This window comes from Bradyrhizobium sp. McL0615 (assembly GCF_049993905.1).
Taxonomy (GTDB): Bacteria; Pseudomonadota; Alphaproteobacteria; order Rhizobiales; family Xanthobacteraceae; genus Bradyrhizobium.
On sequence record NZ_CP188254.1, the window covers coordinates 7,739,311 to 7,760,862 of the forward strand.

At 63.6% G+C, this 21,552-nt stretch carries 20 protein-coding genes and 1 riboswitch; of the genes, 6 read left to right on the forward strand and 14 right to left on the reverse strand.

Annotation, left to right across the window (positions count from 1 at the left end; translation table 11 throughout):
• Positions 1-11: 11 nt before the first annotated feature.
• Entirely contained in the window at positions 12-632 is a 621-nt protein-coding gene (locus tag ACPPVP_RS37250) for a hypothetical protein (RefSeq protein ID WP_426528520.1), read from the forward strand.
• Positions 633-804: 172 nt separating this feature from the next.
• On the forward strand, positions 805-1,758 hold the full coding sequence (locus ACPPVP_RS37255) for a ribose-phosphate pyrophosphokinase (RefSeq protein ID WP_426528521.1): 954 nt from the start codon (positions 805-807) through the stop codon (positions 1,756-1,758).
• Between the two features lie 180 nt (positions 1,759-1,938).
• On the opposite strand, the gene ACPPVP_RS37260 is transcribed toward ACPPVP_RS37255, so the two are convergent.
• From ACPPVP_RS37260 to ACPPVP_RS37315, 12 genes are all read right to left on the reverse strand, one after another.
• The gene (locus tag ACPPVP_RS37260) at positions 1,939-2,748 is read right to left on the reverse strand and encodes an SDR family NAD(P)-dependent oxidoreductase (protein WP_426528522.1); all 810 of its coding nucleotides are present in this window, start codon (positions 2,746-2,748) and stop codon (positions 1,939-1,941) included.
• A 112-nt stretch (positions 2,749-2,860) separates the two neighbouring features.
• On the reverse strand, positions 2,861-3,835 hold the full coding sequence (locus tag ACPPVP_RS37265; RefSeq protein ID WP_426528523.1) for a Bug family tripartite tricarboxylate transporter substrate binding protein: 975 nt from the start codon (positions 3,833-3,835) through the stop codon (positions 2,861-2,863).
• 244 nt (positions 3,836-4,079) lie between these two features.
• Positions 4,080-4,586, reverse strand: a complete 507-nt coding sequence (locus ACPPVP_RS37270; protein ID WP_426528524.1) for an SRPBCC family protein — start codon at positions 4,584-4,586, stop codon at positions 4,080-4,082.
• 10 nt (positions 4,587-4,596) lie between these two features.
• Complete coding sequence (locus ACPPVP_RS37275; protein WP_426538261.1) at positions 4,597-5,433, reverse strand: XdhC family protein; 837 nt, start codon at positions 5,431-5,433, stop codon at positions 4,597-4,599.
• A 12-nt stretch (positions 5,434-5,445) separates the two neighbouring features.
• Entirely contained in the window at positions 5,446-6,648 is a 1,203-nt protein-coding gene (locus ACPPVP_RS37280; protein ID WP_426528525.1) for a vWA domain-containing protein, read from the reverse strand.
• Positions 6,645-7,517: an AAA family ATPase gene (locus ACPPVP_RS37285; RefSeq protein ID WP_426528526.1), complete on the reverse strand. Its 873-nt coding sequence runs from the start codon at positions 7,515-7,517 to the stop codon at positions 6,645-6,647. Before ACPPVP_RS37285 ends, ACPPVP_RS37280 begins: the two co-directional genes overlap by 4 nt.
• 143 nt (positions 7,518-7,660) lie before the next feature.
• A complete protein-coding gene (locus ACPPVP_RS37290) occupies positions 7,661-10,081 on the reverse strand; it encodes an aerobic carbon-monoxide dehydrogenase large subunit (RefSeq protein WP_426528527.1) in 2,421 nt (806 codons plus the stop codon).
• A complete protein-coding gene (locus ACPPVP_RS37295) occupies positions 10,078-10,578 on the reverse strand; it encodes a (2Fe-2S)-binding protein (protein WP_426528528.1) in 501 nt (166 codons plus the stop codon). The genes ACPPVP_RS37290 and ACPPVP_RS37295 overlap by 4 nt, the downstream gene beginning before the upstream one ends.
• A 13-nt stretch (positions 10,579-10,591) precedes the next feature.
• The gene (locus ACPPVP_RS37300) at positions 10,592-11,455 is read right to left on the reverse strand and encodes an FAD binding domain-containing protein (protein WP_426528529.1); all 864 of its coding nucleotides are present in this window, start codon (positions 11,453-11,455) and stop codon (positions 10,592-10,594) included.
• A gap of 187 nt (positions 11,456-11,642) precedes the next feature.
• Complete coding sequence (locus ACPPVP_RS37305) at positions 11,643-12,857, reverse strand: MHYT domain-containing protein (RefSeq protein WP_426528530.1); 1,215 nt, start codon at positions 12,855-12,857, stop codon at positions 11,643-11,645.
• Positions 12,858-13,022: 165 nt separating this feature from the next.
• Positions 13,023-13,604 carry a 6,7-dimethyl-8-ribityllumazine synthase gene (locus ACPPVP_RS37310; RefSeq protein WP_426528531.1) on the reverse strand — a complete coding sequence of 194 codons (582 nt, stop codon included), beginning with the start codon at positions 13,602-13,604 and terminating at the stop codon, positions 13,023-13,025.
• A 78-nt stretch (positions 13,605-13,682) separates the two neighbouring features.
• A riboswitch (FMN riboswitch) is annotated at positions 13,683-13,835 on the reverse strand.
• Between the two features lie 116 nt (positions 13,836-13,951).
• Positions 13,952-14,248, reverse strand: a complete 297-nt coding sequence (locus ACPPVP_RS37315) for a hypothetical protein (RefSeq protein ID WP_426528532.1) — start codon at positions 14,246-14,248, stop codon at positions 13,952-13,954.
• Positions 14,249-14,438: 190 nt separating this feature from the next.
• Between ACPPVP_RS37315 and ACPPVP_RS37320 the strand changes: the two genes are divergently transcribed.
• Positions 14,439-15,416, forward strand: coding sequence for a Bug family tripartite tricarboxylate transporter substrate binding protein (locus ACPPVP_RS37320; protein ID WP_426528533.1), 978 nt, complete (start codon positions 14,439-14,441; stop codon positions 15,414-15,416).
• A 10-nt stretch (positions 15,417-15,426) separates the two neighbouring features.
• Here the strand turns inward: ACPPVP_RS37320 and ACPPVP_RS37325 are convergent, their stop codons facing one another.
• Positions 15,427-16,122 carry a class I SAM-dependent methyltransferase gene (locus ACPPVP_RS37325; protein WP_426528534.1) on the reverse strand — a complete coding sequence of 232 codons (696 nt, stop codon included), beginning with the start codon at positions 16,120-16,122 and terminating at the stop codon, positions 15,427-15,429.
• Between the two features lie 274 nt (positions 16,123-16,396).
• On the opposite strand from ACPPVP_RS37325, the gene ACPPVP_RS37330 reads away from it, so the two are divergent.
• On the forward strand, positions 16,397-17,440 hold the full coding sequence (locus ACPPVP_RS37330; protein ID WP_426538263.1) for a glycosyltransferase family 2 protein: 1,044 nt from the start codon (positions 16,397-16,399) through the stop codon (positions 17,438-17,440).
• Entirely contained in the window at positions 17,440-18,039 is a 600-nt protein-coding gene (locus ACPPVP_RS37335) for a class I SAM-dependent methyltransferase (RefSeq protein WP_426528535.1), read from the forward strand. The genes ACPPVP_RS37330 and ACPPVP_RS37335 overlap by 1 nt, the downstream gene beginning before the upstream one ends.
• Before the next feature lie 9 nt (positions 18,040-18,048).
• Here ACPPVP_RS37335 and ACPPVP_RS37340 read toward each other — a convergent pair whose 3' ends face one another.
• Positions 18,049-19,563 carry a hypothetical protein gene (locus ACPPVP_RS37340; RefSeq protein ID WP_426528536.1) on the reverse strand — a complete coding sequence of 505 codons (1,515 nt, stop codon included), beginning with the start codon at positions 19,561-19,563 and terminating at the stop codon, positions 18,049-18,051.
• Between the two features lie 242 nt (positions 19,564-19,805).
• On the opposite strand from ACPPVP_RS37340, the gene ACPPVP_RS37345 reads away from it, so the two are divergent.
• Complete coding sequence (locus ACPPVP_RS37345) at positions 19,806-21,365, forward strand: glycosyltransferase family 87 protein (RefSeq protein WP_426528537.1); 1,560 nt, start codon at positions 19,806-19,808, stop codon at positions 21,363-21,365.
• Positions 21,366-21,552 lie beyond the last annotated feature (187 nt).

Consider the following 21,552-nt stretch of genomic DNA (forward strand, 5'->3'; position numbering starts at 1 on the left):
CGCAGGGAGCAATGAGCGACACCATTCCAGCTTCGTGCCTGCAAGCGCCGCGCGCCATGATCGCGGCGGTGCTGCTTGTCGTCGCCACGGCGCTCGGCGGCTGTGCCGGCGGTGGTGCAACGGGCAGCGGCTCGTATGCGATGGCTTCGACGGGCAGCGGACCGACCGTGGCGTTCGAATCGATCGACGGCCCGCCGCCGCAGGTTTTCGACCGGATGGTAAACGTGCTCGACAGCGAATCGAAGCTGCGCAACCTGTCGATCGTCTCCCGCGAGGGTGGGGCGGCCTACCGCGTGCGCAGCTATCTCTCGGCGCAAGTGGTGCGCGGCAAGACCATGATCGCCTGGGTCTGGGACGTCTACGACAACAACCAGCAGCGCGCGCTGCGGCTTTCCGGCGAAGAAGCGGCCGGCAAGGCCGGACGCGACGCCTGGGCGGCGGCCGACGACCTCGTCTTGCGAAAGATTGCGCAGGCCGGCCTCGCCGGCCTCACCGGCATGATCAACGGAACGCCGGACGCGGCGCCTACCCCCGCACCGGCCCGCGGCGGCCCCGCGGTGGCAAGTGCGGATGGGATCGTTCCCGCTCAGGATGCTCCCGCCGTCGCTGCGCTTGGCTTCAGCGCCCAATAAAGCGGTCGATAAGGTCCCGTAACGGCCCATTTTTGGTCGGGAAAACGGCGGCAATGGGTTGCCAGCCGCGCCCCTCGCCTGATATCTCCTCGCCCATCGAAAAGCGCCGGTTTCCCGAGGATTTCTCGATATGCTGAACGTCGTATCCAGCAAGGCGCGAGGAGAAGCGTCAATGTCGGCCAAGAACGGCTCGATCAAGCTGGTCGCCGGCAATTCCAATCCCGTGCTGGCCCAGGAAATCGCCAACTGGCTGCATATGCCGCTGACCAAGGCCAGCGTCCGCCGGTTTGCCGACAACGAGATTTTCGTCGAGGTTTTGGAGAACGTGCGCGGATCGGATGTCTACATCATCCAGTCGACGTCGTTTCCGGCCAACGACCATCTGATGGAATTGCTGATCATCACCGATGCGCTGCGCCGCTCGTCCGCGCGCCGCATCACCGCTGTCATCCCCTATTTCGGCTACGCCCGGCAAGACCGCAAGGTCGGCTCACGCGCGCCGATTTCGGCCAAGCTGGTGGCCAACCTGATCACCCATGCCGGCGTCGACCGCGTCATGACGCTCGATCTGCACGCCGCCCAGATCCAGGGCTTCTTCGACATCCCGACCGACAACCTCTTCGCCTCGCCAGTGATGGTGCGCGACATCAAGGAGCGCTTCGACCTCGCCAACGTCATGGTGGTGTCGCCCGACGTCGGTGGCGTGGTACGCGCGCGCGGGCTTGCCAAGCGCATCAACACTTCGCTCGCCATCATCGACAAACGCCGCGAGCGCGCCGGCGAATCCGAAGTCATGAACGTGATCGGCGACGTCGCCGGGTTCACCTGCATCCTGGTCGACGACATCGTCGACTCCGGCGGCACGCTGGTGAACGCCGCCGACGCGTTGCTCGCCAACGGCGCCAAGGACGTCTACGCCTATATCTCCCACGGTGTGCTATCCGGCGGCGCTGCGGCGCGCATCTCCGGCTCGCGGCTGAAAGAGCTCGTCATCACCGACTCGATCCTGCCGACCGATGCAATCAACAAGGCCCCCAACATCCGCACGCTGTCGATCGCGCCGCTGATCGCGGAAGCCATCAGTCGCACTGCGGCGGAAGAATCGGTGTCGAGTTTGTTCGACTGAGATGCCTTCGTAGGGTGGGCAAAGCGAAGCGTGCCCACCATTCTTCTTCCCTTACATGCCCCTGCCAGACCTCGTCCTGAGGAGCGCGTCTTCGCGCGTCTCGAAGGATGAATGGCACCAGCCGGGCTACATGGTTCGAGACGCGCGCAAATGCGCGCTCCTCACCATGAGGATCGATAATTATTCAAATCCTGGCCGCGGCACCAGATTCATCAGCATGTTCGCATAGCCGCCATCGACCATGATCTCGTCACCGTTAACGTAGGACGCGCGGTCGCTGGCGAGGAACAGAATCGCGTCGGCCATATCCTGCGGCATGCCCACCCGGCGCATCGGCACCACCGCCGAGCGCCGCTCGGTTACCCCCGGCGTATCGTAAAAGGCCTGGCTCATCGGCGTGATCACCATGCCGGGGCTGACGACGTTGCTGCGGATGCCGTACGGCCCCCATTCGTTGGCGAGCTGCCGCGACAGCATGATCACGCCGGCCTTGCTGACACTGTAGGCGCCGCTCTGCCCCTGCGCATTGCTGCCGGCGATCGACGACACATGAACCAGGCTGCCGCTGCGATGTGTGCGCATCTGCCGGCTGAAGGCTTGCGCGCAAAGGAAGTAACCGGTCAGGTTGACGGCGAGAACGCTGTTCCATTCGGCAAGCGACAAGGTGTCGAGCGCGCCGGGACGCAGGATGGCCGCGGTGTTGACCAGCACGTTGCATGGCCCGAGCGATTTCTCGATCGCCTCGGATGCGGCGGTGACGCTCTCGGCGCTGGTGGTGTCGCAGCTGACGACGAGATGGCCATCGCCCAGTTTGCGCAGCGCCGCTTGCGTCACTTCAAGCCCGCGTTCGTCGCGATCGATCGCCGCCACGCGAGCACCCGCACTGGCGAAACTGAGGGCCGTGGCACGGCCGATGCCGCCGCCCCCGCCTGTCACGACGCAAACGCGGCCTGACAGGCCGAGCCAATCCGACGAATCCGTCCCGGTCATGTGTGATCACTCTTATCTGGTGAACTGACGCCGAACAGCTTAACCGAAAGCGCAGGCAGACCAAGCGGGATTCGAAGTCTTGCCTCGTTGAGCTGGCGCATGACACGCAAGATCAGTTGCCGAGCTTGATGCCGGCGTCCTTGATCACCTTGGCCCACTCGGGCGTTTCTTTCTTGATGACCGCTGCAAACTCGGCTGGCGTGTTGCCCACCGGTTCTAACCCGAGTTCGTCGAACTTCTTGCGTACCTCCGGCATCGTGAGCGTCTTGACGGTCTCGCCGTGCAGTTTGTCCAGAACATCCTTCGGCGTACCCGATGGCGCGAGCAGGCCGAACCATGGCACGGCCTCGAAGCCGGGGAAGCCGGATTCCGCCATGGTCGGCAGGTCGGGCGCCAGCGCCGAGCGCTTGATCGAGGTGATGGCCAGCGCGCGCAATTTCCCCTCGCGCGCCAGCGGCACCACGTTCACGATATTGGCGAACGACATGGTGATGCGGTTGGCGAGCAGGTCCGGCATCAGTGCCGTGGTGCCGCGATATGGCACCGGCGCAATATCGACATGCGCCATGTATTTGAACAATTCGGCGCCGAGATGCTGCGACGTGCCCACCCCGGCATGGCCATAGGAAAGCTTGCCGGGCTGCGCCCTGGCGAGCGCCACCAGCTCCGCCACGGTCTTGACCGGCTGCTCGGGTGGAACGGCAAGCACGTTCGCCGCGATGAACACCTGCGAGATCGGCGCAAAATCCTTGATCGGGTCGAACGGCAGTTGCTCATAAAGGCTCGGACTGATGACGAGCGACGGATTGCCGCCCATCAGCAGCATGTAACCATCGGCGGCCGCCTTGGCGACGCGATCGGTGGCGATGTTGCTGCCGGCGCCGGGAACGTTCTCGACCACGAACGGCGTGCCCCAGACATCGGAAAACCGGTCGGCAAGAATGCGCGCCGCAAGGTCCGGCGCCGTGCCGGGTGTGAAGCCGACCAGGATTTTCACCGGCCGGTTCGGGTAACTGGATTGCGCGGATCCCGGCTGCGCCATCAACAACACAAGCGCCATGGCGAACAGGTTCGCAACGAGCCTCATCGTTCCCTCCGTCGCATCCAGCATGCCCGTTTGGCCAGGCCATTGCCGCAGGACTTGGAGGGAAGTCTGACACGCCAGTCGCGCGTCGTACAGATCAGGGCTGCGAACTGCGGCCCATCCACGTCATTGCGAGGAGCGACGCGACGAAGCAATCCATCTTGCCGCAAAGAAAGAATGGATTGCTTCGCTTCGCTCGCAATGACGGTGGAGCTCGCAGCGAAAGACGGGCAAGCTATACTGGTCGCTAGACCGCGCCAGTCAGCTTGCCCAACCACCCCTTGGGCGCCGCTTCCGCAGGAGCCGCCGAAGCCCCGCCAACAACTTGTCCAAACGACGCAAAGAATTCGCCCGCCAGTTTCCTTGCAGTGGAATCGATCAGGCGCGCGCCCAGTTGCGCGAGCTTGCCGCCGATCTGCGCGTCGACGTCGTAGAACAGCACGGTCACGTCAGGGCTCTCCGCGCTGAGCTTCACCACGGCGCCGCCCTTGGCAAAGCCGGCCACCCCGCCGGAGCCTTCGCCCGAAATGCGATAGCTGTTGGGTGGATCGAGATCGGACAGCGTCACCTTGCCGCCAAACGTCGCCTTCACCGGTCCGACCTTAAACACGACGGTCGCGGTCATTTCGGTCGGCGATGACATCTCGAGAGACTGACAGCCGGGGATGCACTGCTTCAATATCTCGGGATCGTTGAGCGCGGCCCAAACCTTTTCCTTTGGCGCCAGGATGCGCTGGCTGTCGTTCATCTGCATGATTAAGTCCTTATCTGCTGGAAACGGTATTGGCTGCGCGCTGGCCGCGCCGGCGCTCGATGGTGATTTCGGCGAGGATCGACATCGCGATCTCTTCCGGCGTGATGGCGCCGAGATCGAGCCCGGCGGGCGCCTTGATGCGATCGAGCGCGGCCGCCTCCGATCCGCCAGCCACGAGCTTATCGCGCAGCGCCGCCATCTTGCGGCGGCTGCCGACGAAGGCGTGGTACTCGGCCTTGATGGCGAGCGCCGCGCACAAGGCGGCTTCATCGCCCTTGCCCTGGGTCGAGACCACGACGAAACGCCGGGCTTCGTTGAGGTAGCGGGGCGCGAAGCCGTCGACGATGACATGAGCATCGGGCTCGGCGGCGATATCGGCGGCGGGCGCAGCCAGCGTGACGTGATAGCCGAGCTGGCGGGCCTGGGCAGCCAGCGACATCGCGACCGGGCTTGCGCCGAAGATCACCAGCGAGGGGTGCGGCAGCACCGGCTCGACGAAAATATCCATGGTGCCCTTGCTCGGACACATGTTGCTGGCGAAGCGGATGCCCTCGCGATGATCGCCCGGCTTGACGCCGAGTTCCGCGAGTAGATTTTCGGGCTGCACCGACACCATGCGCGGCTCCCCGTCCAGCAGCGCTTCGCGGGCGGCTTTCAGCACCGCGCCCCGCGCACAGCCGCCGCCGATCCAGCCCGCGACGATGCTGCCGTCCGGGCGAATGATCGCCTTGGCGCCGGCTTTGGCCGCCGTCACCGACACCGTACGCACCACGGTCGCCAGCACGAACGGCTGCTCGGCGGACTTCATCTGCGCGACCAGATCCATCACTTCGACATGCGCGCTCATCGGCTGGCCCATCTATAGTTTCGCCAAATAGGGTTCGAGCGCGGTCAGGCTGCTCAGCGTATTGGCCGGCGCGTAGAAATCGACATGCGGCAGCGCCGCCTTGATGCCCGCGGCTTCAGGCGCGTAGCCCTGCCACGCCATCATCGGATTGAGCCAGACGATGCGGCGGCAGCGGCGGCCGAGCGCCGCCATCTCGCGGCCCAACAGCGCGGCATCGCCGGTCTCGTAGCCGTCGGACACGATCATCACGACGGTGCGCGAATGAATGACGCGCGCGGCATGCCAGCGATTAAAAGTCTGCAGGCTCTCGCCGATCCTGGTGCCGCCGCCGGCCCCCTGCGCCAGGATCGAGAGCCGATCAAGCGCACGCGCGGCGTCCCTTTCCTTCATCGCGTCGGAAACGTGCGCCAGCCTGGTGTGGAACAGGAACGCCTCGGCCTCGCGAAACTGGTCCAGCACACCATGGATGAAACGAAGGAATACGCCCGTGTACATGCTCATCGAGCCGGAGGCATCAAGCAGCATGACAAGCCGCAGCGGCTTTGTCTTGCGCTGCCGCTTGACGAGGTCGATCGGCACGCCGCCATGGCTGATGTTGCCGTGAATGGTTCGCCTGAGATCGAGCCGGTAGCCGCGCCGCCGCGCCAGGTCACGACGGGTCAGCCGGGTGCGCATGGCCCGTGCGAGCCGGGCGGCCGCTTCATGCGCCTGCTCGATCTGCACGGGATCGGCCAGTTTACGAAAATCCACCTCGGCCAGGTTGTCGGCGCGTGAGGCCCCTTCCATGCGGCCTTCGCCGGCGCGATCGGAGCCGGCGTCGTCGGTGGACGGAACCTGATCCATCGCCGTCTCGCCGCCGGACCGCTGGCCGTCGGCCAGCGTCTTGAGCGACGGATTGTTTGCGGCCTTCGACGAGCCCGTGATCATCGACCGCGACCGCACGCGTTTGCCGAGCCAGAATGCGTCAAAAATGCCGTCGAATTTTTCCCAGTCGGATTTGCGCGCCGAAAACAGATGCTTGAACGCCGAACGCAGCAGGCCCGGCCTGGCCGCGTAGCCCGCCGTCATCAGTTCCGCCGCATCCTGGCCTTCGGCTAGGCCTACGGCGAATCCGCTGTCGCGCAGGGTTTTGAGAAATGCGGCGAGCCTTGACGAGACCAGGCGCGAAACCTCGTCGAGCTCTTCGTAACCGGGGCTGGTGCCGCAGCAGCTCATGCGACCTTCCCCAACAGGCGTTCACTGACCTCGCGCGTGACCCGTGACTTGTCCTCATGGGTCTTGAGCAGGCACATCAGGGTCTCGTGGACCGTTTCGGGCGCGTCGTGGAGATCGCGCACATCGAGGCCGACCAAGGCCGCCGCCCAGTCCAGCGTCTCGGCGACGCCCGGCACCTTGCGCAGCTCCTCTTTGCGGATGCCTTCGACCATCCGCGCGATCTGCAGCGACAGCGACGCGCTGGCGCCATCGATTCGGGCCACGATGATGCGCGCTTCGCGATCGACGTCGGGATAATCAACGTAATGATAGAGGCAGCGGCGGCGCAGGGCATCGGAGAGTTCCCGCGTCCCGTTCGAGGTCAGCACCACATGCGGGATCGCGGTTGCCTTGATCGTGCCGAGTTCGGGGATCGAGACCTGAAAGTCCGACAGCAATTCGAGCAGGAAAGCCTCGAACTCGTCGTCCGCACGATCGATCTCGTCGATCAGCAGCACCGGCGGCTTGTCGCGGCGGATCGCGGCGAGTAACGGCCGCTCCAGCAGGTATTTCTCCGAGAAGATCTGGTGCTCGACATCATCAGGGTTATCGCCGCGATGCGCCTGGATCGATAGCAATTGCCGCTGGTAGTTCCACTCGTACAGCGCGGACGATTGATCGAGCCCCTCGTAGCATTGCAAGCGGATCAATTCCGTCGCGTGCACGGTGGCAAGCGCTTTCGCCACCTCGGTCTTGCCGACGCCCGCCTCACCTTCCAGCAGCAGCGGACGCCGCAGCAATTGCATCAACGAGATCGCGGTCGCGAGTTCGCCGTCGGCGATATAGCCTGACGCCGCCAACGCTTGCGCGATCTCGTCACGATTCTTCATTGCTTCTCCCGTGGCCTTCATGGTTCGAGACGCGCGAAGACGCGCTCCTCACCATGAGGGGTCTAAAGCTGGTGGACCTCATCCTGAGGAGCGGCGCCTTCGCCGCGTCTCGAAGGATGAAAGCCCCCGCTCTGGCAACCGCCCTAAGCGAACACTCCCAGATCCTTCGCGGCCTTCCAGTTGCGCCAGTAGTCATGCGGCATCTGGATATGGGTGGAGCCAAGGAACGAGAAGGCGTCGTTGACGGCGTTGGAGAACGCCGGCACACCGCCGACATTCGGGCTCTCGCCGACGCCCTTGGCGCCGATCGGGTGATGCGGCGACGGCGTGACGGTGAAGTCGGTTTCCCAGTGCGGGGTCTCGACCGCGGTCGGCATGAAGAAATCCATGAACGAACCGGTCACCACATTGCCTTCGTCGTCGTAGCGGATTTCCTGGCCCATCGCGATCGCGAAGGCTTCGGTGAGGCCGCCGTGCACCTGGCCCTCGATGATCATCGGGTTGATGCGGGTGCCGCAATCGTCGAGCGCATAGAAGCGCCGGACCTTGTAAACCCCCGTATCGACGTCGATGTTCATGACGCAGATATAGGCGCCGAACGGATAGGTCATATTGGGCGGATCGTAGTAGCTCACCGCCTCCAGCCCCGGCTCCATGCCCGGCGGCACCGAATTGTAGGCCGCCCAGCAGATGTCCTTCATCGACATCGTCTTCTCCGGCAGGCCCTTGACGCGAAAACCGTCGATATCCCATTCGAGGTCGTCTTCGTGGACTTCGAGCTTGTACGCCGCGATCATCTGCGCCTTGGCTTTGATCTTTCGCGCGGCCATGGCGATTGCCGCGCCAGCAACCGGCGTCGAACGCGAGCCGTAGGTGCCGAGCCCGTAGGGCGCGGTATCGGTGTTGCCCTCCTCGACCATGATATCGTCGGCGGGAATGCCGATCTCGGTCGCGATGATCTGCGCCCAGGTGGTCTCGTGGCCCTGGCCCTGGCTCTTGGAGCCGACGCGCGCGATGCCTGCACCGGTCGGGTGCAGGCGGATCTCGCAGGAATCGAACATCGCAATGCCGAGAATGTCGCAGTTCTTCGACGGCCCGGCGCCGACGATCTCGGTGAAGAACGACACGCCGAGCCCCATGATCTCGCGGGTCTCGCCGCGCTTGAACGCCGCGCGCTGTTCCGCCTGCTCCTTGCGCAGGCCGGCATAATCAACGGTCTCCATCATCTTGCGCATGGCGGTGTGGTAGTCGCCGGAATCGTATTCCCAGCCGAGTGCCGAGTGATACGGGAACTGCTCCGCCTTGATGAAATTCTTCAGCCGCAGTTCGGCCGGATCCATGTTGAGCTTCTGCGCCAGAATATCCATCGCGCGCTCGATACAGTACGCCGCCTCAGTAACGCGGAATGAGCATCGATAGGCGACGCCGCCCGGCGCCTTGTTGGTGTAGATGCCGTCGACCGCGAGATGCGCGGTCGGGAAATCATACGACCCCGTGACGATATTGAAGAAGCCGGCCGGCCATTTAGACGGATCGGCGCAGGCATCGAACGCGCCGTGATCGGCCAGCACATGCACGCGCAAGCCCGTCACCTTGCCCTCCTTCGTGGAGGCGATCTCGGTCGTCATGTGGTAATCGCGCGCGAACGAGGTCGCGGTCAGGTTCTCGATGCGATCCTCGACCCATTTCACCGGCTTGCCGGTAACGATCGAAGCCACCGCCGCGCAGATATAGCCGGGATAGGCGCCGACCTTGTTACCGAAGCCGCCGCCGATATCGGGCGAGATCACATGGATCTTGTGTTCCGGAATTTTGGCGATCAAGGCTACGACCGTGCGGATCACATGCGGGGCTTGAAAAGTGCCCCAGATCGACAACTCGCCCCTGATCTTGTCGAACGAGCAGACGCACTGGCATGTCTCCAGCGGCGACGGATGGGTGCGGTGATAGGAGAGCATCTCCTTGATCGTCACATCCGCCTTCTTGAACGCGGCGTCCGTCAAGTCCTTGTCGCCGACGGTCCACTCGAAGACGTGGTTGTGATGCTTGCGCGGGCCATGCGCGCCTGACGTCTTGCCGGCGAGATCCTCGCGCAGCACCGGCGCATCCTTGTCCATCGCCTTGAACGGATTGATCACGACCGGCAGCGGCTCGTATTCGACCACCACCTTGTTGATGCCGTCGTCGGCCGCATAGCGGTCGGTGGCGACGACGAAGGCGACTTCCTGATTCTGGAACAGTACCTTGCCGTCGGCCAGCACCATCTGCACGTCGCCGGCGAGCGTCGGCATCCAGGCGAGATTGACGGTCTTCAGCGTCTCGGCGGTGATGACCGCGAGCACGCCGGGCACTTTCAGCGCTTCGGTGTCGTCGATCTTCTTGACGCGTGCATGCGCGTGCGGCGACCTGACGAAATCGCCGTGCAGCATGCCCGGCAGTTTCAAATCGTCGACGTAATTGCCCTTGCCTTGCGTGAAGCGGATATCCTCGACCCGCTTGCGCTTGCAGCCCATGCCTTCGAGTTTTGCTTCGCGTTGTTCCCGCGTGGGAGTCATGTCGTTCATTCCGCAGCCTCCTTGAATTCGACGCCATTGATCTTGTCGGCAGCGTATTGAATGGCCTTGACGATGTTCTGGTAGCCGGTGCAGCGGCAGATGTTGCCTGAAATGCCCATCCGGATTTCCGCCTCCGTCGGTGACGGGTTCTCCTGGAGCAGGCGGTGCGCGCGCAAAATCATGCCGGGCGTGCAGAACCCGCATTGCAGGCCGTGCATCATTCGAAACCCTTCCTGCAGCGCCGACAGCGAGCCGTCAGCATTGGCGACGCCCTCAATGGTCATGATGTCGGAACCCTGGGCCTGCACCGCGAACATGGTGCATGACTTCACTGACATGCCGTCGATATCGACGGTGCAGGCGCCGCAATGGGTGGTCTCGCAGCCGATATGGGTGCCGGTGAGCGAGAGATTTTCGCGGATGAAATGCACCAGCAGCGTGCGCGGTTCGACGAGGCCTTCGACCTCGGCACCGTTCACCTTCATGGTGACGTGAGTCTTTGCCATTGTTGTCTCTCCCCTATCTTGCGCGGCCGGCGGCGCGCTGCAGCGCGCGCATCACCATGATGCCGCCGACATGTTTGCGGTATTCGACGGGGCCGCGGGCATCCGCGGCCGGCGACATGATCGCTTCCGCCGCAGTGGCAGCCTTTTTCAGCGAGGCCGGATCGAGGCTGGTGCCGATCACCGCTTTCGCGGCGTCCTCGGCCAGCAGCGGCGTTTCCGAGAGATTGGTCAGGCCGATCTTGCAGGTGGCAACCTTGCCGCCCGCCATCGTCAGCACGACCGCAGCGGCCGCGGTGGCGTAATCGCCGACCTTGCGCTTGAGTTTCTCGTAGGCATAGCCGTGACCGGCGGCGGGTACGGGGATGGAGATCGACGTCAGGAGTTCGCCGGGCTCCAGCGCGGTGAAATAGGCGCCCTGGTAGAACTCGCTGGCAGCGACCTCGCGTGCGCCGGACGCGCCTTCGAGCCGATAGCTCGCGCCCAGGGTCATCATCAGCGCCGGCATGTCGTTGCCGGGATCGCCATTGGCGACGTTGCCGCCGATGGTGCCGCGGTAGCGGACCTGGGGATCGGCGATCAGAAGTGCGGTTTCGTCCAGAATAGGCAAAGACATGCCGATCTCGTCGGACGCCAGCAATTCGTGCTGGGTGGTCATCGCGCCGATCACGATGGTGTTGCCGTCGCAGTGGATGCCCTTGAGACCGGCGACACCATGCAGGTCGACCAGATGCTCAGGGCTCGCGAGCCTGAGCTTCATCATCGGCACCAGGCTGTGGCCGCCGGCCAGCGGGCGGGCCTCGTCGCCCAGGGTCGAGAGCAGTTTGACCGCGTCGGCCACCGTCGCCGGCCGATGATAGCTGAATGGGCAAGGGATCATGGGTCTCCTCCATTCGTCCTTGGGGCGCTTCTCTTTGGCGCGTGGACGTTGGTGGGAGGCTGGTTGGAGTGATTCTAAAACGCAATCACGCGGGCACAAGGTCGGAAAAAGCGCACGAAATGCGGATAACCGCGCACGAAATGCGTCAGCCTTGTCTACCTATTGGCGATCTGGTGGCGCGATGCGGTCAAGCGTGGCGCCGTGCGAGACCAAGCCGGGCTTTGACTTCGGCGATCTTGGCGCGGCTAACGGGGACCCGGTGCGGCGACGGGCCGTCGAGTTCCACGATCGCGCCGTCGCCTTCCTTGCGGACGAGCGTGACGTGCGCCATCGCCACGATGTGGCTGCGGTGCACCCGGACGAACAGTCCGGGGTCGAGCTGGGCTTCGGCTTCCGATATCGACCACGGGCACATCCGCTCCCGGGTTCCGTCATGCACCTTTGTATAGTGAGCGTCGGCCCGGACGCTCCGGACGTCGGCGCTGTCGATGAAATGGGTGCCGTCGGCGCCTTCGACCGGCAATCGTGGTGCCGGTGGGGCGCGGGGCGGCTGTCCGATGCCGCCGAGCGGCGTCGGCCGGAGCCGCGGGCTGGTCGTGGCAGCGCCGGAGTCCGCCGGCGGGATATCTGCGACGAAGGCGACTGCCCCGGGAATGGCGGCGACCACATCCGTCGTCGCTGCGGCCTTCTTGCGCGGATCCGGCACCAGCGACAGCAGGAAGCCGGCCGCAATCACGAAGCAGAGCAAGGCTACGACCAGCGACAGGATTTGCGGCGACGCAGCCAGCCCGTCGACGTGCTGATGCGAGCCTTGCGCCGGCGGAACCAGATGCATGCCGGCCATCGCGGTATAGTGCATGCCGGCCACCGCGAAACCGTAGGCGACCGCACTCAGTGCCAGCTGCACGCCGCCCTGCCGCGCCAGAAATGCACGCAGGCCGCCATAGGCCGTGGCGATCGCAATCAGGACCGACAGGAGGACCATGGCGCCGTCATGTGTCATGGCGAAATTGCCTGACAATCCATGCATGCCGACATAGTGCATGCTGGCGATACCGACCCCGAGCAGCACCGCCGAGGACACCACGCGCAGCATGGACGGCTCGCCGACGCTGACGAAGAACAGGGAAATACCCACGACCAGCGCGCAGATCAGGAACGACACGATGGTCGGCAGCACCAGATAGACGGCGCCCGCCGGCAATGGCGCCGCCAGCATGCCGACGAAGTGCATGGTCCAGATGCCGATGGCGAGAAAGAAGGCGGCGCCCGCCAGCAGCAGGCGATGACTGGCATCCGGCGTCCCGCGGATGCGCGCGGCGAGGCCGAAGCCGGTGTATCCTCCCAGGATCGCGATCACCACCGAGAGCGCGACGAGATAGGGATCGTGTCCTTCGAACATGATCGTCTCGGCCGCCCGTCTCCACGGGCGTGCCTCCTCCCACCGCCGAGTTTATAGACGCGGCGGGGGAATTGACAATCAGCCGATCGTGACTTGACCCGCGGCCCAGCCAGGCTGGACCGCGACTTGGTGTTTGACGCGCTTTCGCTGGAAATCGTGACGATCTTACACGATCCCCGCGGCCACCTGTCCGCGCAGTCTTTCCAGACTGTGCAGCGTGTTGGCGCAGGCCTCCGCGACCTCGATGCCCTTGATGACAAAGTGCTTGCGGAAGAAGTCGTGGTGTACGGCGCTGTCGTGGAATTGCTGCGGCGTCAGCACTGCCGAGAATATCGGTACCTCGGTTTTGAGCTGTACGTCCATCAGCGCCTTGATCACGGTGTCGGCGACGAATTCGTGGCGGTAGATGCCGCCATCGACCACGAGGCCGGCGGCCACGATCGCGGTGTAGCGCCGCGTCTTGGCAAGCAACTGCGCATGCAGGGGTATCTCGAACGAACCCGGCACCTCGAACAGATCGACCTGCGCACGCGTGATATGACGCGCCTCGATCTCCTCAAGGAAGGCGATGCGGCATTCCTCGACCACGTCACGATGCCAGGACGACTGCACGAAAGCGATGCGCTGCGGCTTGACAAAACGCGGATGCACGGGCGCCGGCGGACGCTCCGGGACGTCATGAACGCCACCCGCTTCGACAGTTTGGGCTTGGGATTGGACTTCAGGCTCTTGCAACATCTGATTCATGGCTTTCCTCTTTCAGGACCAGAATCAGGGCATACGGAACGACGTCAGCCCACGCGCAAACGCGCGAAGGCCGCCGCAAACCGTTCTCTTTCATCCGGACTGTAACCGTCGGCTTCGGAATCACACCGAATCTGCTGACCCTTCTTCTCGGGAGAGAAGAAGGCGCTCGCGGGCTCGGGCTACGTCACCCTTACCGCCGGTGGGGATTTTCACCCCGCCCTGAGAACATCGGCCGCCCGGAATGGACGACCTGCCAAGGAATATGGCCAAACACCGGGGCGTCAGCAAGCACCTTTGGCATGGGGTTTCGGCATGTCCCCATGCCCCCGGAACAGGGCAGCTGCGCGCTATTCGATGTCCGTTCTCTCCGGCTGACCGGCAGCACGAAAGCCGACCTGCATCCGCGATCTCTCCTGCGCGGCCTCGTCGAGACCGAAGTCGATCTGCGAGCGGTAAAGCCCAAAGTCCCTCAATTCCCGGTCATTGAAGCGGCGCAGCACGACCAGCGCCGCGTGACGCTCGCGGCGCGCGATCTCGGCAGCAATCAAGCGGTTGATAAGACGGCGCGTGCGCGCCAGGAACACGGTGGTTCGGCGCCAGGCAATCGGTCTGGTAGCTGTGGAAAAAGCCTCGAGCACAGTCATCGGCGTATCTTTCAAGTGGCTGGAGCTCGGGCGAACTGTCTTCACTCCAGCGCCGTGGGAACGTCTCAACATGCTCCATTGAAAAACCTGAGACTTTCAGACAGCAGTGATTTATCGTCCAGACCTTCTTGAGATATGCCGAGGGCTCCCAAGGGCCGCAGCACCGGCAAACTGCGAAAGCCTTCGCTTCATGAAACTTCTTCGCCGGCAATTTCTGAAATTCGTCGCCGCCACGATCGCTGCTCCCGTTTTGCCGCGACCCGCCTCCGCGCTCGATTATCCGACACGGCCGACGAAAATCGTCGCCGGTTTCGCCGCCGGCGGCGGCGTCGACATCACCGCGCGCCTGATCGGCCAATGGCTGGCCGACCATCTCGGCCAGCCCTTCGTGGTCGAGAACCGCACCGGCGCCGGTGGCAACATCGGCACCGAAGCGGTGGTGAACGCCGCTCCCGACGGCTACACACTGCTGCTGGCAACCGTCCCGAACGCGGTCAACGCTTCGCTCTACGAGAAACTCAACTTCAATTTCGTCCGCGATATCGCACCCGTCGCTGGCGTCATCCGCGTGCCGATGGTGGTGCTGGTCCACCCCTCCGTGCCTGCACAAACGCTGGCCGAATTCATCGCCTACGCAAAGGCCAATCCCGGAAAGGTCAACATGGCCTCGGCCGGCAGCGGCAGCGCGCCGCACATGGCGGGCGAGCTGTTCAAGATGATGGCGGGTGTCGACATGGTCCACGTCCCCTATCGCGGCCAGGGGCCGGCGCTATCGGATTTGCTCGGCGGCCAGGTGCAGATCCTGTTCGCGGCTGCGCCCGGCACCGTCGATTACGTCAAGACCGGCAAGCTGCGCGCGCTCGCGGTGACCACGGCAACGCGCATGCCGGATCTGCCCGAGGTGCCGACGGTGGCGGATACCGTGTCGGGTTATGAAGCGAGCCAGTGGTACGGCTTCGCCGCGCCAAAAAACACGCCGGCCGAGATCGTCGACAAGCTCAACAAGGAAATCAATGCGGCGATCGCCGATCCCGGCATGAAGGCAAAGCTTGCCGCCATCGGCGGCGACCCGATGCCGGGCCCGGCGGCCGATTTCGGCAGACTGATCGCAGACGAAACCGAGAAGTGGGGCAAGGTGGTGCGCGCGGGCGGCCTCAAGCCGGAGTAATATCTACGCCCTACGTCCTGCGCGCGAAGGCCACATATTGCGCGCCGAACGGAAGCCAGCCGAGGCTGGCTTCGAGCGGACGTAGTCGCGCGAGGCCGCGCGGGAAAAACAGATTGTATTGAATGCGGGGCGATGCCCATCCCGCGGCACGCAACCGCGTCGCCAGACTGCGCGCAAAGATCAATTTAGCGTTCTCGTCGAACGGACACGTATTCACCGCATGAACCGTCAGCGGGTTCAACGGATTGTGCTCGAAGATCGCGATCAGGCCACCCGCACGCGTGATCCGGTGCAGTTCCTTCAGCCATTTCACATGCTCCTCGTGGGGGATGTGATGAAACACGCAGGCCGAGAATGCGACATCGAACGCGCCGGCTTCGCAGGGGATGCGGCTGTCCTCGATCAGAACATAGTTGCCGTCGCCGGGGTAACGCTGTTTGCCCAGCGTGAGGCTGCGTTCCGACACGTCTGATGATGTCAGCGCCGCATCCGGAAAGTATTTCCGGAAGAACGGAATTGAATTGCCGATGCCCGAACCGAAGTCGCAGATCCGCGACACGCCGATCTGCTCGCGCTCGACGATCTGCCGGAGCTGCCTGATCTTGTATTCGGCGAAATATTCCGGGCCCTCGCCGGTGACCGCAACGTTCTCACGATGCTGATCGTAATAGGCGTCGGCAAAGCGATCGAACTCGGCCTTGTCCATGTCAGATATCCAGGTTCCGTAAATGCCGCCGGCCTTCCGAGCAGCTGCGAGAGGACCGGTATTCCATCGTGACGCAACGTTTAGATAGCGCCTAAACATTTGATTAAGTTAGCCGCAGCCGGCTTCGACGAATCGTATCCCGGCCGGTCTAAAAATTGATGAACAATTAACCGGGCTTCATCGATTATCGCAGACTGCGAGTCGAACCAATTTCATTGCCGGACAGGCTGCCAAACTCATGGAAATTCAGGACGGGACGCCACGCCCTGGCAAGATGTTTCTGTCCATCGTTGTACCCTGCTACAACGAAGAGGAAGGCCTGCGCGAATTCCATCACCGGATGACGGCCGCGGCGCGTGCGCTGTGCGGCCAGCGGTTCGAGCTGATCCTGATCGATGACGGCTCGACCGACGACACCTGGAAGCTGATCAACCAGCTCTCGGCGGAAGACCGCAATGTCGTAGCCGTACGGCTGTCCCGCAACCACGGACATCAACTGGCGCTGACCGCGGGGCTGTCGACAGTGCGCGGTGACCTGGTGCTCGTCATCGACGCCGACCTGCAGGATCCGCCGGAACTGCTGACGCCGATGTACGAGATGATGGCGCAGGAAAGCGCCGACGTCGTTTACGGCCTGCGGCGCAGCCGCGCCGGTGAAACCCGCTTCAAGAAGAAGTCGGCCGAAGCCTTCTATCGCCTGCTCGCCCGGATCACGCGGGTCCAGATCCCGGTGGACACCGGCGATTTCCGGCTGATGAGCCGGCGCATTTCCGACCAGCTTGTGCAGATGCCGGAGCATGACCGCTTCATCCGCGGCATGGTGGCATGGCTCGGCTACAAGCAGGTCGCCTATGAATATGACCGCAATCCGCGTTACGCCGGCTCGACCAAATATCCGCTGGCGAAGATGATCAGCTTTGCGGGCGACGCGCTGATCAGCTTCTCGATGGTGCCGCTGCGGATCGCGACCTATGTCGGCGCGCTCCTGACCGCCGTCCTCACCTTCGTCGGCATCGGCGCGGTGATCAGCTGGATCCTGTCGGGCACCGTTCCCGGATGGACCAGTCTGACGCTGTTGGTGGTGATGATCTCCTCGGTCCAGCTTCTCGTGCTGGGGCTGATCGGGGAATATATCGGCCGCATCTACATCCAGTCGAAGAACCGTCCGCTGTTCGTGATCTCGCACATCCACCGGCGCGGACGGCTGCCGCACAGCGCGGCCGACGCTGAAGGCGACATGGAAACGACAGCGTTCAAAACCCTGCTGGCCCAGTCGGGACCGAAGGTGCGCAGCCACGCCTACGACGAGGCCTCCTGATGAAAGCAATCCTGAGCCATCCCGCGCTCTATCAGGCCTACCAGAATGCCGGTGGATTCTTCGGCGCCCGTATCAAGGCGATCGCCGATTACCTGACGCTGCGGCCGGGAATGCGGGTGATCGATATCGGATGCGGGCCCGGCCATATCCTGCGCCATCTGCCTGATGGCATCGAATATACCGGCTTCGACATCGACGAGGCCTATATCGCCTATGCGCAGCGCACATTCGGCCATCTCGGCACCTTTCATTGCCGCCATTTCGATGCGACGGCCGCCCGCGAATTCGCCGGCGCCGACGTCGTCATGATGAACGGCGTGCTGCATCACCTTGCGGATGACGGCCTGCAGGTCACGCTCGCCGACATCCGCGACGTCCTCAAGAGCGACGGCGTTCTGTTCACCCTTGACGGCTGCTACCGCGAAGGCCAGTCGCGCATCGCCAAATGGCTGCTCGACAATGACCGTGGCGAATTCGTCCGAAATCGGGACGGCTACGACCAGGTGCTTCGGCGCGCATTCGGAAAAGTGAACCTCGCCATTCGCGATGACTATTCGCGCGTGCCTTACACGTTCATCATCGGCGTCTCGCAGAAATAGCCGAAGCGGCTAGTCGCTCCGGCGCAGGATGTCGATCCCCTCGACCGAACGCACCAACGTGTACGGCTTGAGCAGCTGCGATATTTCGGCGTCGGCACGCGCCCAGGCGCCCCACTTGTTGCGCAGATTGTCGACCAGGACGAGGTCGGGCGGGAGCTTCTTGAAATCCTCGATCAGCCATTTGCGCTCCAACGCGAGATAGTCGTTCAGCTTGGCATCGGTCGCGGCATCGACAACGGTCCTCTCGCGCGTCAGCCGCACAAACTCGCGGATCCAGAGATTCTCCTGGCGGGAAACCCAGACGCCGTTGACATCCCGCACCAGCGGGTGACCGATGGCGGCCTCGCCGCTCAGCACCAGTATCCGGGGATGCTGTTTGAGACCCTCGACCGCCTGCCTGACCGGGCCGACATAGACGCCGGCATAGAACCACTGCATGCCGACGATGAAGGCCACCGCCAGCACCACCGCCGAAAGGGCTTCACTGCGGCGCGAACGCGATCCCGCGGTTCCTGTCAGCGCGTAGCCCATCGCCAGCAACGCCACCGCGACCATCGGATAGGAGTGATAGGCCCAGCCGCGCCGCTGCAGGAAGAACGAGATGGCAAATCCGGCGGCGGCCAGCATCGTGACCAGCAACAGCGGATCGGACGTTCGGTTCTGCCGCGCCAGCAGCACCGAAACCATCGCGATCGCGAACACCAGCGTGGCGTCGTTCAGGAAGATGACCGAGGCGGGCATCGACCACGACAAATAGGTGTCGCGAACCAACGGATAGGTGACCGTGAAATATTCGGGGTAAAAGAGGTAGGTGCTGACACTGACTGTTATCACCAGCACGCCCGTGATGATGTTCTCCGGCGCAAACAGCATGAGCCAGGAGCGCGAGCGGATGGCGGCGAACAGGATGCAGAATGCCGCCGGCACCGTGAAGAACGGCTTGAAGGCGAGCGTGATGCCGGCACCCACGCCGGCGATCAGGATCGCCCATAGCGGCACCGGCTCGCGGTTGCTGCGCAGCGCATAGACGGCCAACGCGGGAAGAAATGTCAGCAGGGCCATGTGTTCGCGCTGGGCGAAGACGTGCATCGGCAGGATCGTGACGACGGCCGCGGCCCAGATCGCCAACGGACCCCAGTTCAATCCAGACAGTGACGGCGACAGACGCAGGATGCGCGACACCGCGAACAGGGATGCTGCGGCCAGCAGCAGAAGCTGGGCATCGATCACATGCCGCGGATCGACGCCGAGAAGCCGCGCCAGCGCCACGCCTGGCAGATAGGCGAACGGCGCCATCGGCGGATTGATCTCGATGATGTCGCGAAACAGCCGCTGGCCGTCCAGCATGCGTTCGCTGATGACGAGCAGCCAGCTCACATCGGTGTTGAGGGGAACGACCTGCCTGAGCCCGATGGCAATGGCGAAGACGACGCCGATCAGAAGCAACGGCATCGGCGTCAGCCCTTCCCGCGTCGTCGGAGCCGACGGCGAGCGGAGGGGAGCGGCAGAGAATTCCGAGGTCATGGACCCATCCTGCGAGGAAGCTGTGCGACGCTAGCGAATGAGCGTTAACGCGCGATTTGCGAACCATCCGGGAACGGATCGATGCATGGCGAAACATTCACGGATCCTTAAAGCCGGCATCCTAGAGGTGTCTATTGTGCCCAGCTCCAGATCGCACGGGCGACACACGGGGGACACGCGTGACGCACGCCGCCGACGCTGCCGGAGTGGATGCAGGAAGGCCCGCGAACCGGGCCTGGCAAATGCCGCTTCTTCAAACCAGCGTCGTGGTGCCGATGGCCATCGCGCTCGGTTCGCTTTTGGCCGGCGCAATCTACACCTGGTTCATCGGCGAAGACGTCAACTGGGATTGGCTGAACTACCACGAGTACAATGTCTGGGCGGTCCTCAACGACCGCTATGGCATCGACGCGCTGCCGGCCGGCTTCCAGACCTATTTCAACCCGGCGGTCTATTTCCCGGTTTATTATCTGCGCCATTGGCTGCCGCTGCCCTACGGCATGATGATCATGGGCGCGGTGCACGGCCTCAATCTACTGCTGATCTATTTTCTGATCCGGGTGCTGCTGCGCGAAACGACGACGGCGAGCGCGATCGGTGCGTCGATCCTGATTGCCGCGGTCGGACCGATGACGCTTTCGGAGCTGGGCACCAGCTTCGCCGACATCCTAACCGCGCTTCCTATACTGGCCGGCTGTGTCCTGATCCTGTCGGCGGATCGATCGCATCACGGACGCTACGTTCTCGCAGGCCTGCTGATCGGCGCGTCCGTCGGGCTGAAGCTGACCAATGTCGTCTATGCGCTCGGCGCCGCCGCCGCCGTGCTCGCTGCCAGCCGGCCGATCCTTGCGACGCTCTGCCTTGGTGCCGGCGGTGCGATCGGCGCACTGGCGACGGGCGGCGCGTGGGGGCTGATGCTCTGGCGCGAGATGGGTAATCCGATTTTCCCGCTCTTCAACGCCGTGTTCCAGTCCCCGGAATTGGTCCCCATGAACATCATGGACTGGCAATTCCTGCCACGGGGCTTGCTCGACGCCCTGGCCTATCCCTTCTATTGGCTTGTCGGCGACAACAGGAGCTCGGAATATCCGTTCCGCGACGCGCGGTTCGCGGTCGCGACCGTGTTGATCGTGCTCGGCATCGGCCGCGGACTCGTCACGCGCACCGATATCTTCACCCGCCGCGACACCCAGTTCCTGCTGTTCTTCGCTGTCTCCTATGCGGCATGGCTCGCCGTGTTTTCGATCCAGCGCTACGCGGTCGTGCTGGAACTGTTGTGCGCGCCGCTGATCGTTTTGCTGATTGCACGCTGCATGGCCGGCGCGCCCGGATCTGCCCCGCTCCGCATATCTGCGCTGCCCCTGAATGCGGTGATGGTCGCCGTTGCCCTCGCCATCGCGCTGTGGTCGCAACCGGGGGACTGGTTCCGCCGCCCCTGGTCCAATCCGTACAACCCGGCGATTTCGAAATCGCTCGAGCAGCCTGCGATCTATCTCATTCTCGACAAGCCGCTAGCCTATGTCGCCCCGTTGCTGCCACCGCAGTCGCGGTTCTATCTGATCGCCGACATTGCATTGCCGATCATGCCCGACGGCAGGTTCGACCGCCGCATCCGCGCCGGATTGAACAATCCGCCGCCGGGCGGCACTTGGGGATTGCACACGCGCGACAAGCCGATCCGCGAAGGTTTGCTGGAGCGCTATGGTCTCCAGATCGACGCTTCCCGCGCCTGTGTCGAAATCGAGGGCGCATGGCTGGGAACAGCCGTCAACGCTTGTCCGCTGATTGCCCGCGGGAAGTAGGGCCGCCGCGTGTTCGCGGGCTCTTCAAGCCGTCTGTCGATCTGCTTTCTTGGATGCCGTCGGCGTGGAGGCGGAAACCAGCCTCTACCCTTCTTATGCGGGCGTATCGGCGACGGCGACGCGAAATGGGGCTATCCCGACGGAATTAACGGTCTATTAACCATCACGATCTATTAACTATTGTGGC